At 54.1% G+C, this 13,443-nt stretch carries 12 protein-coding genes and 1 tRNA gene; 8 read left to right on the top strand and 5 right to left on the bottom strand.

Features of this window, described 5'->3' with window-relative positions; all coding sequences use genetic code 11:
• Positions 1-75: 75 nt before the first annotated feature.
• The 6 genes from D5270_RS11215 (at position 76) to D5270_RS11190 (ending at position 5,215) form a co-directional block, all read left to right on the top strand.
• The gene (locus D5270_RS11215; RefSeq protein ID WP_166544177.1) at positions 76-1,188 is read left to right on the top strand and encodes an AAA family ATPase; all 1,113 of its coding nucleotides are present in this window, start codon (positions 76-78) and stop codon (positions 1,186-1,188) included.
• 270 nt (positions 1,189-1,458) lie between these two features.
• Positions 1,459-1,776, top strand: coding sequence for a plasmid mobilization protein (locus D5270_RS11210; RefSeq protein WP_166544176.1), 318 nt, complete (start codon positions 1,459-1,461; stop codon positions 1,774-1,776).
• Positions 1,776-3,140: a relaxase/mobilization nuclease domain-containing protein gene (locus D5270_RS11205; protein WP_166544175.1), complete on the top strand. Its 1,365-nt coding sequence runs from the start codon at positions 1,776-1,778 to the stop codon at positions 3,138-3,140. The genes D5270_RS11210 and D5270_RS11205 overlap by 1 nt, the downstream gene beginning before the upstream one ends.
• A gap of 16 nt (positions 3,141-3,156) precedes the next feature.
• Entirely contained in the window at positions 3,157-3,480 is a 324-nt protein-coding gene (locus D5270_RS11200; protein WP_166544174.1) for a helix-turn-helix domain-containing protein, read from the top strand.
• A complete protein-coding gene (locus D5270_RS11195; protein ID WP_166544173.1) occupies positions 3,477-4,676 on the top strand; it encodes a tyrosine-type recombinase/integrase in 1,200 nt (399 codons plus the stop codon). The genes D5270_RS11200 and D5270_RS11195 overlap by 4 nt, the downstream gene beginning before the upstream one ends.
• Before the next feature lie 2 nt (positions 4,677-4,678).
• Positions 4,679-5,215: a hypothetical protein gene (locus D5270_RS11190; RefSeq protein ID WP_066538203.1), complete on the top strand. Its 537-nt coding sequence runs from the start codon at positions 4,679-4,681 to the stop codon at positions 5,213-5,215.
• Between the two features lie 2 nt (positions 5,216-5,217).
• On the opposite strand, the gene D5270_RS11185 is transcribed toward D5270_RS11190, so the two are convergent.
• Together D5270_RS11185 and D5270_RS11180 are read right to left on the bottom strand one after the other, a co-directional pair.
• Entirely contained in the window at positions 5,218-7,749 is a 2,532-nt protein-coding gene (locus D5270_RS11185; RefSeq protein WP_166544172.1) for a DUF4268 domain-containing protein, read from the bottom strand.
• A gap of 120 nt (positions 7,750-7,869) precedes the next feature.
• Positions 7,870-7,958: transfer RNA gene (locus tag D5270_RS11180), tRNA-Ser, on the bottom strand.
• 594 nt (positions 7,959-8,552) lie between these two features.
• Here D5270_RS11180 and rhaM point away from each other — a divergent pair.
• Complete coding sequence (gene rhaM / locus D5270_RS11175; RefSeq protein ID WP_442858603.1) at positions 8,553-8,846, top strand: L-rhamnose mutarotase; 294 nt, start codon at positions 8,553-8,555, stop codon at positions 8,844-8,846.
• Here the strand turns inward: rhaM and D5270_RS11170 are convergent.
• Positions 8,834-10,291 carry a DUF6056 family protein gene (locus D5270_RS11170; protein ID WP_166544170.1) on the bottom strand — a complete coding sequence of 486 codons (1,458 nt, stop codon included), beginning with the start codon at positions 10,289-10,291 and terminating at the stop codon, positions 8,834-8,836. The genes rhaM and D5270_RS11170 overlap by 13 nt on opposite strands.
• 87 nt (positions 10,292-10,378) lie before the next feature.
• On the opposite strand from D5270_RS11170, the gene D5270_RS11165 reads away from it, so the two are divergent.
• Positions 10,379-11,197 carry a TrmH family RNA methyltransferase gene (locus tag D5270_RS11165; protein ID WP_166544169.1) on the top strand — a complete coding sequence of 273 codons (819 nt, stop codon included), beginning with the start codon at positions 10,379-10,381 and terminating at the stop codon, positions 11,195-11,197.
• Between the two features lie 14 nt (positions 11,198-11,211).
• Here the strand turns inward: D5270_RS11165 and D5270_RS11160 are convergent, their stop codons facing one another.
• Both D5270_RS11160 and D5270_RS11155 read right to left on the bottom strand, forming a co-directional pair.
• Complete coding sequence (locus tag D5270_RS11160) at positions 11,212-12,099, bottom strand: helix-turn-helix transcriptional regulator (RefSeq protein WP_166544168.1); 888 nt, start codon at positions 12,097-12,099, stop codon at positions 11,212-11,214.
• A 19-nt stretch (positions 12,100-12,118) separates the two neighbouring features.
• Complete coding sequence (locus D5270_RS11155; RefSeq protein WP_166544167.1) at positions 12,119-13,318, bottom strand: MFS transporter; 1,200 nt, start codon at positions 13,316-13,318, stop codon at positions 12,119-12,121.
• Between the last annotated feature and the right edge of the window lie 125 nt (positions 13,319-13,443).

The raw sequence follows: 13,443 nt of genomic DNA, 5'->3' as shown, positions 1-13,443 counted from the left end.
ATTTACAACATGAATACTGCTCCCACTTTTTCAAGCTGGGAGCGTTTCTATTTTACCGAAAGGACTGATGTGTGTATGCCAAAACCCATCGAAAGACTTGCCGTCATTGACGGCGAAACCCTACAGGACATGAGGTTTCAGCCGGGCAAATTCTGCATTGATACGCTCCTGCCTCAAGGGATATCCATGCTAGGCGGCGCACCCAAGAACGGCAAATCCTGGATGGTGCTGGACTGGTGTGTGAGGATTGCAAAGGGTGAACCGGTGTGGAACCTACCAGTCAAGCAAGGCTCGACCCTCTACCTCTGCCTGGAAGACCCGCTCCGCCGGGTGCAAGACCGATTGCTACAGCTTACAGATGAGGCTCCTCCAAACGCATTTTTTGCTACGGCCGCTGAGAAGTTAGGACAAGGTTTGTGCGAACAGATCAGAGAGTTCATCCACGAACACCCTGATACCGCGCTGGTAGCCATCGACACCTTCCAAATCGTGCGCTCCGGCGGTCAGGATATCTCATACGCCTCCGACTATGCCGAAGTGCGCGAGCTGAAAAAGCTGGCAGACGAATTGCAGCTCTCCATCCTGCTCGTTCACCATTTGCGTAAGCAAGGCGCCAGCGACCCGCTCAATAAACTCTCTGGCACCACTGGAATTAGCGGCGCGATGGACGCCATCTTCATTCTTGACCGGGGCCAGCGCAGTGAGGGCGCGGCAACTTTGGTCTGCACCGGTCGAGACATTGAAACCCGAAAGCTAGACTTACGTTTCTCAAAATCCGATTGCTCATGGGAATTGGTGCAGGACAGCTTGGAAAATCGTTCAATAGAAATGCCAGAGGAACTGACGGCACTCACTGAGTTTGTACGTTCGATACAGACATTTAGCGGCAACAATACGCAGCTTGCCGGTGCGGTCAGTAAGCTGGTCGGAAAGGAGATTGCACCCAAGTCCCTCAAGCAGATGATGAACCGTTGGCGCTATATTTTAGAGGAAAAGGGTGTTTTCTTTCGCAGCCATCGAAGCAATGGGCAGAGGCTGGTTACCGTTTCTTTTTCTTCTGCCCCACCCGATAGTGACGGAAGTGCCGCAAGTGACGCAACATTGAGCAGTGCCGAATTTACCGTCCCTTGCGACCCTGATAGTGCTGAAACCCCTGGATTTTCTAAGGAAAACGTCCGTCCGGCATGAGCCGCTGCTTTCGGCACTTGCGCCCCTGTGAGGCCACAGCAGGCTCGTGTGGGCGTTTTGCGGCGGTATCCAGATAGTTCTATACCAAGCCACGAGAAGGCCGTTTTGGGGCATTTGTGGCCCAGTTTTGCGGCAAGGCGCGGAGGCCGGATTTCCCGGCAGGGGAGGCTCGTAAGGGCCTCCCGCTGGGGCAAGCAGAGCGCGTGGCTGTCCGCCCCGCACGTTAAGAACCGGGCAGTAGCCCGGACCCACTTCAGAAAGGAGAAAGGTATGCAAAACACCAGAAAGCGAGCGGAAACACTGACGATTCGCTTGACCAAAGCAGAAAAAGAGATGATTCAGAAGAAAGCAAAGAAAGCTCAACTCAGCATTACAGATTTTCTTGTTGCAACATCGTTGCGCACGGAAATTCACGTTGCCGAGGACGTCAAACCGCTGCTGATCGAGCTAAAAAGGATCGGCAACAACATCAATCAAATCACCATGAAAATCAATGCGGGAGCGTTTCACTCGGCTGATTTCTCAGAGGTCATTCAGGGTCAACGAATGATTTTCGAGCATCTCCTTCGCATAGCGGGAGGTCGATGATGGCAACAATAAAATTCATTCCCGAGAGCAGGCAGTCGCTCAGCGCCATGAAAAGTGTGATTTCTTACTGCCTACAGGAGAAGAAAGTAGCGGACAATGCCACCGGCCAGCGCATGGTCAGTGGCATTTCTTGCGATGGTGAAAACTCTTTTATAGAATTTCTGACGACGAAACAAGCGTATCGCAAGACAAACGGCATCAACTTTTATCACTACGTCCAGTCGTTCTCACCCGACGAAAACATTACTCCGCAGGAGGTTCACGCCGTCGCCAGAGAGTTTGCGGAGCGGGCATGGCCAGGTCATGAGATTTTGGTGGCAACGCATTGCGACGCCGACCACCTGCACTCACACTTCGTTATCAACTCCGTTGGCTTTGAGAACGGTAAAAAGCTGCGGCAAAGCCCGAATACTCTGATTGAGTTGCGGGCTCTCAATGACGAAATATGCGCGGTGCATGGGTTGTCGGTGCTCCCGCCCTATGAGAAATCTGGTACGAAAATGTCCACGAGGGAGTACCGCGCCGCTCTGAAAGGCGAGAGTTGGAAGTTCAAACTGATGGCCGATATCTGCGCCGCCATGAACCGCAGTGGCAGCAAGCAGGACTTCATCTTTGAGATGGAGCGGTATGGCTACCAAGTGCGTTGGACGGACGAGCGCAAATATATCACGTTCACCTGCCCAAATAAGATGAAATGCAGAGATGTAAAATTGCACGATGACAAATTTTTGAAGGAGAATTTAGCTTATGAGTTACAATACAGAGAGGCCCACTATGGACGAGTTAGTCGCAAAAAACGCAAGCGCTATAAAGAATATGAATGGCCCGAGTATGCCGGTAATGGTGCCTATCCAGGAGAAAGATTGGGATACGATGGTGGATCTTCTGGAGAGCACAGTGAATTTCCAGCCGAAGCTGTATTCGCTAGCGAAACAGCAGATTGCCGAGGAGCAGATGATTTCCAACCAGCTCGTGAAACAGATAAAGACTTCAACAGCGCAGATGGAGAACCTCGCACAACAGGCTGGGAAGAGTCTCGAAAAGAGTTTGAACGATTCCTTGGCAAAGGGCTCGCAGTTGGAAACGGCTATCGCCAAGGCAGCGAAACGACGGAGCTGGAAAACCTGGGCGCTCATCATCGTGGTGTCGATACTGTCCTCGGCGCTGGGGGCAGCGCTGTCCGCTCTGCTATGTATACGCTGGCTGCTCTGAGTGACGATAATGAAGACCCCGAGGAGCGCCGCAAACGCATTGAGGCTCAGGAGAATGGCGAGGCGCTGGGGGCCTTACTCGGCCTTGCGGCGGGTGCAATTTCTGTAATTGCTGAAGAAAATGATGATGAGTTTGACCACAAATTCAAATGAGTATGGAGGTTTGTGAATGACAAAAATGGAATACAAAAAAGCTCTGTCCAGCTACCCGGAGGCGTTGACCGCCTCTGAGGTGGCTGAAATTTTGCGCGTATGCACCAAGACCGTCTACAAATTGATTAGGCAAGGTGAAATTCCGGCAGTGAAAGTTGGGCGAGAGAACCGCGTTTCCAAAAGCGTTCTCATATCCTATTTGCGCAATAAGGATAAAGGGGGTCCGAACCCGAAATGTGTCTGTTCTGAAAACTCTGCGGGTGCGGTATGGACTTCCGGCAGGTCTTGTGGTAGTGTGTGTGGTGCCGGAGAAGTCGGCGGAAAGGAGAGGTCAGCATGACAGATAAAAATTCATTTGCGGCCAGCGTACAATCAAAGAAAGGGCGTCTCTACGCTGTGATCCAAGTCAAGGAGGACGGCAAAACAAAGCCGGTCTGGCGGGCGCTTGGCCTGCCGGAGGGGACAGGGAAATCAAAGGTGCAAAAAGCTTATCGGGAAGTGGTAAGCAAATTTGAGATTGAGTACGCTGAGAGCCTGGTGCGCAGGGGAAACCCTGCAGCCGGTCTCTCGGTTTTTGATTATCTCTGTGCTTACTTGAACAGGGCTAAATCGAGTATTCAAATCAACACTTATGAGAGCTATCACGGCATGATTTATGGAAAAATCCGGCGGTACTTTGAGCCTAAAACAAAGCTGACGGTTGGTAATTTGCAGCCAAAAGATATCGAGGACTTTTACGATTCCCTCTTCGCTGACGGCGTGACTGCCAACACGGTTATCCATTACCATGCCATAATGCGGCGAGCGTTCAGTCAGGCGTTCAAAGATGGTCTGATCGACGCCAATCCTTTCGACCGGGTGGACAGGCCCAAGAAGAATAAATTTCACGGCGAGAATTACTCCGAGGACGAGCTGAAAGCGCTGTTGGAACTTACTCGCTCCGACCCAATCTATCCCGCAATCCTACTGGCAGGAGGGCTTGGCTTGCGCCGAAGTGAGGCTCTCGGCGTGCGATGGTCGAGAATTGATTGGGAGCAGAACACGGTGCTGTTGGATACAAAAATCGTTGAGTACGAGCGTAACGGTGAAAAGATTGTGGAGCCTGTGGAAGAAATGAAAAACAAATCCAGCAGAAGGACATTACCGTTACCGGCTCCGGTTCGGGAAATGCTCGAAACAGAGAGGGAAAAGCAGGAAGTCTACCGCAAGATGTTCGAAAAAAGTTACGATATAAGGTACATGGATTTTGTGTGCGTCGACCAGCTTGGCAGACTGATTCGGCCATCGTATGTAACACAGCATTTTAGTGATATCATCAAGAAGTATGGGCTGCGCAAAATTCGCTATCACGACCTTCGACACACAATGGCTAGTATACTCATTAGCCACGATGTACCACTTATCAATGTTTCCAACTTCCTTGGGCATAGTGACATCAGCACTACGGCTAACATTTACGCCCATCTGGACAAGGCCAGCAAACAGGCCAGCGCAGATATTATCACGGGTATTTTTGATAATAAGAGCGAGGGGTAAAGATGGCGAAGTATCTCAGCGCAGACGAGTTGTACCGTTACCTGCATATCTCAAAGCGAAAGTTGAAGTATTTGCTGGAGAACGATTATATTCCGTGCATTGATACCGGGAAAAAGACGCATCGATTCCTGATAAAGGCAAGCGATGCGAAGGAGTTTAAGCGCAGAATGGATACTGAGGCGGAATTTCTGTCGGAGCTATACGGGCAATTTAATTCTGATATCTACAAGCCGAGGAAGAAATTGATTGAGCCTACGCCAGAGAATTGCGCGGCATTTCAAGATTTTTTGACGATGAAGTGGGCCGACTATCCTGACGCCCTGCCCACAAAGCTGGCCGCTGAATTGATTGGCTGTGCGCCCCAAAGGGTGGGGGATTGGATGCGGAAGGGGGTAATCAGCAGCGTCAGTGTGGGCGGGATGCGGTACTGTGGGAAAGCAGAGTTTATTGCTTACTGTGCCTCGCCGGAGATGTTGAGGAAACCAGGAGTGGAAAAATATAGGGAACTGATAGCAGAGTTTCTGTGTATGACTTCTTAACTTCAGGTGCGCAATAGGTACGGCACGATAACATCATAGAATTTCTTGCTCCATTCCGCGTGAAAGCGAGCCATCTGCAGCCAATCCACCTCATGCTCTATACTTACATTGTTCAGCATATAGTACACTTTTGACGACTTGATATCGTCGCCACGGCTCCATTGGAGGGCTATCCCAAGCGCGGACTCAATCTCTCCCTTGTGTTTTATCAGCGCGTCAAATGTCTGTTTGTTAACGTCCCGGTCTGCGTGACCAAGATAAACCTCCACCCGGGCAGAGTCATAGTTCGCAACACAGCACAAATTAAAACCATTAACACCAAAGAACCCATTTACCCAGTTCATACTGGACGGATTGACATTGCTGAAAGGGCCGTTTTCTCCGTGGGCCTCTTTAATAATCGGCAGCGCGTATGCCCAATACTGCCTCCTCAGAGCATAACGCGGGCCATTCTCATCCTCCAGGGCCTCGCTTTCATCCCGGAGATAGAACACAAGGTCTGAAGGGTCGGCGTCATATAACTTGAATACACGGTTCAGGACAGAAAGCTTGCTTTGTGTGCTTGTATTTGTCAACACATAAATCCCATCGCCGATCTCCACCGATTTAAGCAGTTCATGGGGGCCTATGGAAAAGTGGTAGCCGATGTTTTCATCGTAGGATACTGCCAGCCGTGTTATGACGGACTTGTCCTCTGCATACAAGATCTGAAACACCTTCTGGAACATCTCCACCCAACTGGTCACCGGCTGTTCGGCGTTTTTGTAGCGGAACCGGATAATCGTCCGGCCGCTCAAATTCTCGTCATCATCCAAAGTATAGGTGTCCATTTGCTTTTCCTGCGGCTTGAAAGTGGTAACAGGCGCCGCCCAGATCTCAATGGCCCGCCCGCGCAGATACTGACTGCGGTCCTCTAACTCTGTCAGGGTCCATTTCTCTTTTTTGCTGATATATGTATTCATCCGAAGGCCGCTGTCATCAAAACCATTCTTCATGCTCTTCTTTTCAAGGAAGGAGCTGTTGCTGTAGGCAGAGTTATAGGCGGTCAGCGTCAAGTTGGCGATTCTATGCAGCCACTGCTCGTGTATCTGTTCATAGTCCTCGCCAAGCTCCCTGATCCACGCGGGTGTGAGATGCTGGGGCATGATGTGTTCGATGGAATACGTTCCATCGTCGCAGTGGGCATAAATGTCCTTGTCTTCCAGCGTGCCATAGTTTTCCAGGCGCTCCAGAATGTAAACCTTGTTTTTGTTGGTCATCTGGTAGACCTGGCGCTCCGTAAAGCTTGCGCCGAATTCTTCGTCATCCGGGAAACGCGCCCTTTCCTTTTTTGAGAGAAGCGCGTATTTGAATTTATCCACATAATCCTTTTCCGTGCCGTCATAGCGGGTGATCTCCCGGTGCAGCATAAGGAAAATCTTGTTCAGGGCGTTGGTGGGCAAATCGCAGATGTTCCGGCGGAACAGGTAATTTTCGGCAATCAGAAAAATCTCCGTGACTTCTGAAATACTCAGAGTACCCTCATCGTGCAGACGCAGGACTTCCAAGAAAAACGGCCGGGTGACCGTTGTTTCCAAACGATTCAGACGGATGATGCAAGCATTCAAAGCCTTGCTTGCGGTGCCGCCTTTCAGCAAGACCTGATACCGCTGGGCATACCCGAGGAGCTCTCTGAGTAAAGGTTCTGTTTCCATTTTACCCAGCTCCACATACTCTTTGAAATTCACATAGACGCGCTTCTGTGAGGGAATGGACTGCTGCTTTAAGCTGAGATAGTCTCGAATGAAAGAGCTGGCATCATAGCCTGTGCACTCCTCAATGCGGTTCCAATACTTTTCATAATAGACTTCCTGTTCCTTTGAAGGTAGACCCATCAGGACAAAGTTGCGAATCTTGTCGCCCTCGCTTAAATCAAGGCCAGTAGAGTTGAGGCTTTCAAAAATGAGCTGGGGGTTATCCTCGTTGTTCAGCCGGATATCAATGACCTCCAGCCTGCAAATTGCGTCAAAAAGCTCATCGATGGTAATCTCCTGTTTCTGGATGCGGTCATAGAAATAGCTGTAGTTTGCTGTCAGGTTGGAATCCTTTATGTGCTCCTTTTTGTCCTCAAACAGCTTTCCCAGCGCGCGCTGGTCATTCTTGACAGGCTTGAGCTTGATGCGCGTCTCCTCCGGCTGGAACTTGTCCACAAGGTACCCCTCATAGATTTCTTGGGTCAAAGAGGGTGTGGCCGGAATGATCACGCCTTCCTTTGTTAAGTTGTATATGGCAAGGAGCAGGAGGGACACGGTAGTAAGCCGCTGCTGTCCATCGATCACAAGAAACTCGGTATAGCGGCCATCCGGGTTAAAGACCGACACGATGCTTCCAAAGAAGTGGCTTTTTCTCCCATTCCGGATTATTTTCAGCAGATCGTCAAAAAGCTGTTTGCAGTTTTCCGTTTTCCAGTTATAGTTCCGCTGGTAGACCGGGATGACAAAGCGCTTTTTAGCCCCTTCCATATATTCTATCAGCCTGGACTCTGAACCTCTCACAATGACTCCTCCTTCTACGTTTTTGTCGTGCAAAAGACAAACTCGTTCCCCATCTCCGGCCTTTATGGAAAAGAGCCGCAAAGTTTCCCTTGCAGCTCTCTTGCGCGGTACGAACCGCCTTGGCGGAGACGGTGGGATTCGAACCCACGGTACCGTGAGGTACAACTGATTTCGAGTCAGTCCCGTTATGACCACTTCGATACGTCTCCGAATATATTAACCTGAATATCACAGGTCAACAGCTATTTGATTATTCTTAGAATTTCTATTAGAACTCGGCCAAATCTCTGTCCACCCAACTCCAAAATTCCCAGTGTTTTCAGGGCCTCCCAGCCCCTCCGGTTCCACTCCACCCGCAAGATTTCGAGTGCGGACCCTTCAACCACTTGGGTACATCTCCGTATATAAAATTGTGTCGTTTGTTATCTTAGAATTGACCTTAGAACTCGACCAGCCCCGCGACCGCCGAATTCCAAAATCCCCAGCATTTCCGCGGCCTCTCGGTCTCTCACGTTCCATTCACCCCACAGAATTTCGAGTGCGGACCCTTCAACCACTTGGGTACATCTCCGTATATTGTATATTAGATTGTGGCTTATGGCATCGCATATTTTCCTTAAAAACACAGCCCGTTACGACCCAATCGACACGCTTCCATACAACACCATATATTTTACCGCCTATCTCCCAAAATGTCAAGCATAGTTTTCTCATGCCCCCATTGCACCTGCGGTACTTTTGTGCTATCCTATTAGAAAATACCCGAAAACTGAAAGGAGTACCCCATGCAGAAGGCATTCAAAATGAAGCTTTACCCGGGCATGGCCCAGGAGTACAAGCGCAGGCACGACCGGCTGTGGCCGGAGATGGTAGAGATGATTCACGCCCATGGCGGCAGAGACTATTCGATTTTCCTGGATGAGGAGACCCTGACCCTGTTCGCGGTGATAGAGATTGAGGATGAGGCGCTGTGGGCTGAGGGGGCGGACACGGAGATTAACCGCAGATGGTGGGACTATATGGCTGATATCATGGACACAAACCCCGACAACAGCCCGGTGTCAGTTGACCTTCCTCTGCTGTTTCATTTGGACTGAGGGCCGGGCTCGAAGCTTATTTCCACGTCCCCAGGGGTCTCATGATAATAGTATTGCCCGAGCTTAAAGGCGCTGTCAGCGTCCCAGAGCCAGCGGCTGTTATCGTAGGCGGGGACGGTTACTTTTTTTGCGCCGGAGGCCATGGCTTCCTCCAGTATCTCCGTGCGCTGGAGTTCGGTCTTATGAATGGGCACGAATACGGCGAAGCAGACGGCGAGGGCTGTCAGGGAGAGGACCGCAGGGGCCAGCCATGTGGCGGGCTTCGGGAAGTTTTCCGGCTTCAGTGCCTTGAGGACGCTACCTGCCGCAGCCAGCAGCAGCACATAGGACAGCAGCAGGCAGCGCGGCCCGATGGGGTTTACAAAGAGCAGCGGCCCGGCGGCGGTAAGGGCGCTGAGGAGGAAGAACAGCGTGCGGGCGCGGCTTATGCGGTCGGGGAGCCATAGGAAGAGGGCGGCGGCGAGGGCCAGGGCCCAGATAAAGGCGGCGGTTATCCGGTGGGCGGGGAGGATGGCCAGGGAGAGGCACCCCGCCGCCAGAACTGCTTTCAGCAGCCAGTTTAAAGCGCCCCGGAGCCGGAGGCCCAGCAGCAGGGTGAGCAGGGTGAGGGACCAGTAGAGCACAGGGCAGTCCAGGATAAAGTATTTGGCGATGGTGGGCAGGTTCCGAAAGGCGCTCTGTATGAGCCCCCCCAGGCCGCCGGTGAGGCCGGTCTTATAATAGTCAGTGCCGCCGGAGCCTATAAGCCTGTAGGAGGGTGAGGCGAACAGCAGCGCCGCTCCGAGCACGCAGCCTATGAGCATTGATATAAGGGAGGGGGACCATTTTTTCCGCTCCAGCCGGTACCATATGAGGAGGGCTCCGGCGGCGCAGATACCGAACAGGGCGCTATGCTCTGCGGCGAGCTCCTGAAGGAAGCCCATTATGAACAGCGCTGCCCATCTGAGCCGGCTCTCTGTAAGCTCACCGCCGTCTATGACCGGCTGGACTATTGCAAGGCAGCCCAGCAGCAGTACCGTAGGGGGCACGAACACGAAGAAGCCCGCCGCCCAGGAGTGTATCTGGGAGAAAATGGGCAGGGGCAGGGCCAGCACCCCCGCCGTCCAGAGCATTAGCCCCCGGGCCCCCTTTATCCCGGTGACACGGCTGAGAAGGGCGATAAGCGCAAGGGTGAAGGAGGTTTGATAGAGCTCCCGGAGAAGGGGCCTGCTGCCTGCGGAGAAGGCCAGGATATTCGCGAATATCCTGCTGTTGGTGGTGGACCAGCGGTAGGCGACCTCGCGGATAAGCTCCGCAGGGCTGTGGATATTGGACCCGAGGGCCTCCCTGTACCAGTCGTCGCCCACCAGGGGGAACAGCCTGCAGAGCAGGAACAGGATAACGAACAGGAGGGAGAGGCCCAGAAGGGTCTCTTTCTGCTCCCGCTTGAGTGGAGGGATTGTCATAATAATTTCTCCTTCCCGGGGGACAGGCCCCCAGTTGCAGTTTTCCCCGAAATAAGCTATAATTACCCCGAAAGGACGGTGTACATATTGGCTGATATAATAGAGATAGAGGATTTTGGCGCGCCGGAGCTGGACGTGTACGCAAGGCTCACGGAAAACCAGCTTGTAAACCGGGCTGACCCCTTAAACGGGCTGTTCATAGGGGAGAGCCCCCTGGTGATAGGCAGGGCCCTGGACGCGGGCTGCGTGCCGGTGTCCTTCCTCATGGAGGCTAAGCACGCCGCCGGAAAGGGGCGGGAGCTTATTGACAGGTGCCCGGGCGTGCCGGTATATGTGGCAGAGGAGCGGGTGCTCTGTGAGCTTACAGGCTTCCACCTGACCCGGGGGATGCTTGCGGCAATGCGACGGCCGGCCCTTAGGGGACCGGAGGAGGTCTGCCGGGGGGCCGGCCGCGTAGCTGTGCTTGAGAATGTGATGAACCCCACGAATCTGGGGGCTATTTTCAGAAGCGCCGCCGCCCTCGGCATAGACGCGGTGCTCATGACCTCAAAGGGCAGCGACCCGCTGTACAGAAGGGCCCTAAGGGTGAGCATGGGCAATGTGTTCCTGGTGCCATGGGCGTATCTCCCAAGTGAGGAGCCGGAGGAGTGGACGGAGTTTCTACATGGGCTGGGCTTTAAGACGGCGGCAATGGCCCTTCTGGACGACTCCCTGGACATAGGGGACCCGCGCCTTTCAGAGGTGGAGCGCCTCGCCATTGTCCTTGGCACCGAGGGGGACGGCCTTGCCCGGGAGACTATAGCTCAGTGCGACTACACCGTGCGAATCCCCATGTCCCGGGGGGTTGACTCCCTGAATGTGGCTGCCGCCAGCGCCGTGGCCTTTTACCAGCTCACCCGCAGGTAAGTTAAAAGCATAGCTTATAGGTTGGCCTCGTATATGGCCCGGGCCCTCTCAGCCACCTGCTGACGGAGCTCCGGGGGTGAGCTTATGCCGGCCTCGGGGCCCAGGGCAAGGAGCTTGTTCACAAGGGCCTGGTCGATGGGCATATCCCGGCGCAGCTCTAAGTCGCCGTCCTTGCGGCGGTGTATGTTAGTGCAGTCGAAGGCGGCGAAGACCCGGTCCACCATGCCGGCGGGGAACCTTACCACCACCCGCGCCGTGGGGGCCTCCTCCTTCGGGGCCTCCTCGGGGAAGGACATGGGCTCGAAGCTCTCAACGGTGGGCTTCCACTTGAGAATATGGGACAGGGGCAGCAGCCTGTACTCCCCTTCCTCGGGGCAGTAGGCGCGAAGGAACCAGCCCTCCTCCCGGCAGCAGACCTGCAGGGGCATGGTGTGGACCCGGTAGAGCCCCTCGGCGCTGTCCGCCATGGTGAGCACCACGGTATGGTGCTGGATTATGGCCCGGCGCAGGAACTCTATGCGGTCGTTGGGGCCGGGGGCCTGGCCCTGGAAGCCGGGCTCCAGCCACTCGTCTGCCGGCAGGTCAAAAAGCTCCGCAAGCTTTTGCAGGGAGGCGGGGATGGGCTCAAGGGAGTCCTCGCCGCCGGATTTCAGGGCGTCCAGTATCTTCCTGCGGTCCTCCTGGGACAGCACGGCCCGGTCCATCACCAGGCCCTTCATAAGGCAGATACCGCCGTGGCGGCCGGTCTCGGCGTAGATGGGTATGCCCGCGGCGTTAAGGGTCTCAACGTCCCTGTAGACTGTGCGCACGGACACTCCGAACTCTTCGGCAATAATGCCGGCGGTACTCTGGCCTTTCTCTAAAAGATGGCATAACAGTTGAAAAAGTCGGCCTTTACGCATATTCTTTCTCCTTTGCATGTTACGTCTCTGATGTATTCACATTGTGTTTCGGGCTTGGGGCAATGCTGAGCAGGCAGCAGAGCATTACGGCAGCGAAGCCCACTGCCGACAGCAGCCCCGGCTTCATGTCCCCGCCTGCGGCTGAGGACACCATGCCCACTAAGGTGGGGCCGGCTGAGCAGCCTATGTCCCCGGCAAGGGCCAGCAGGGCGAACATAGCCGTGCCGCCGGTGTGCAGGACCCGGGAGGCCTTGCTGAGGGTGCCGGGCCACATTACGCCCACGGAGAAGCCGCAGAGCCCGCAGCCCAGAAGGTTCAGCATGGGCCAGGGGGGAAGTGCCACCAGCAGGTATGAAACCACGCAGAGCGCCGCGCTGAACTTCATTACCCGCTCAAGCCTGAGCTTTTCCCCGAAATGTCCGTACAGGGCCCGGGAGAGCCCCATTAAGGCGGCGAAGGACATAGGGCCCATCAGGTCCCCGGCGGCTTTTGAGACGCCCAGCCCCTGCTCGGCAAAGGCCGAGGCCCACTGGCTTACGGCCTGCTCGCTGGCCCCGGCGCAGAGCATCATCAAAAAGAGCACCCAGAAGACCCTGCTTTTAAAGAGCCCCCGCAGGCCCATGCCCCGCTCACCCTCTGAGAGGAGGGGGGCGATGGGGGTGAAGGCGAAGACCACGCTGTTGATAATTGGCAGCACGGCCCAGATAAGGGCCAGTATCCGCCAGTTCCCTATGCCGATAAGCTTAAAAAACACCGTGGACGCCAGCACCACACCCATATGGCCCCAGCAGTAGAAGGAGTGCAGAAGGCTCATGGCGGTCTCCTTATTGTCCGTGGGGCAGCTCTCGACTATGGGGCTGATTATGACCTCCATCAGCCCGCCGCCAAGGGCGTAGACTATAACCGACACTAAAATACCGGTGAAGGGGTCCATTAGCCCTGGAAGCACAGTGAGCAATATGAGCCCTGCCGCCGCCAGCAGCTGCGCCGCCACTACAGAGGTCCTGTAGCCTATCCTGTCAACAAACCTTGCCGCCAGCATATCCACCAGGAGCTGCACCCCGAAGTTCACTGTGACCAGAAGGGTTATTTTGCTCAGCGGGATATGATAGTCCTGCTGGAAGGTGATAAACAGCAGGGGCACGAAATTGTTGACAACAGCCTGGACTATGTTGCTGACAAAGCAGGCCCGCATGGTGGTCTTGAAGTTAAATCTCATAGCCTCTCCTTCTCGGTACGTGATGTGAACATAATATGATGGGAGGCCATGACTGGTACCACCACAGGGACGCCGGGCTCTATACCATTATAATATCAGGGGCAGGCGAGGAAGTCAAGAGCCCT

This window comes from Acutalibacter sp. 1XD8-36, assembly GCF_009917525.1.
Classification (GTDB): Bacteria; Bacillota; Clostridia; order Oscillospirales; family Acutalibacteraceae; genus Acutalibacter.
Note: the sequence above shows the minus strand (reverse complement) of the source record. Positions and strands in the feature narration are given on the sequence as shown.

Excerpts from the sequence above, each read along its gene's own strand:
- rhaM (WP_442858603.1), top strand. The coding sequence starts at position 8,553 with ATGAAGCTTTACCCGGGCATGGCCCAGGAGTACAAGCGCAGGCACGAC.
- D5270_RS11215 (WP_166544177.1), top strand. The coding sequence starts at position 76 with ATGCCAAAACCCATCGAAAGACTTGCCGTCATTGACGGCGAAACCCTA.
- D5270_RS11205 (WP_166544175.1), top strand. The coding sequence starts at position 1,776 with ATGGCAACAATAAAATTCATTCCCGAGAGCAGGCAGTCGCTCAGCGCC.
- D5270_RS11210 (WP_166544176.1), top strand. The coding sequence starts at position 1,459 with ATGCAAAACACCAGAAAGCGAGCGGAAACACTGACGATTCGCTTGACC.
- D5270_RS11155 (WP_166544167.1), bottom strand. The coding sequence starts at position 13,318 with ATGAGATTTAACTTCAAGACCACCATGCGGGCCTGCTTTGTCAGCAAC.
- D5270_RS11195 (WP_166544173.1), top strand. The coding sequence starts at position 3,477 with ATGACAGATAAAAATTCATTTGCGGCCAGCGTACAATCAAAGAAAGGG.
- D5270_RS11190 (WP_066538203.1), top strand. The coding sequence starts at position 4,679 with ATGGCGAAGTATCTCAGCGCAGACGAGTTGTACCGTTACCTGCATATC.
- D5270_RS11200 (WP_166544174.1), top strand. The coding sequence starts at position 3,157 with ATGACAAAAATGGAATACAAAAAAGCTCTGTCCAGCTACCCGGAGGCG.
- D5270_RS11170 (WP_166544170.1), bottom strand. The coding sequence starts at position 10,291 with ATGACAATCCCTCCACTCAAGCGGGAGCAGAAAGAGACCCTTCTGGGC.
- D5270_RS11160 (WP_166544168.1), bottom strand. The coding sequence starts at position 12,099 with ATGCGTAAAGGCCGACTTTTTCAACTGTTATGCCATCTTTTAGAGAAA.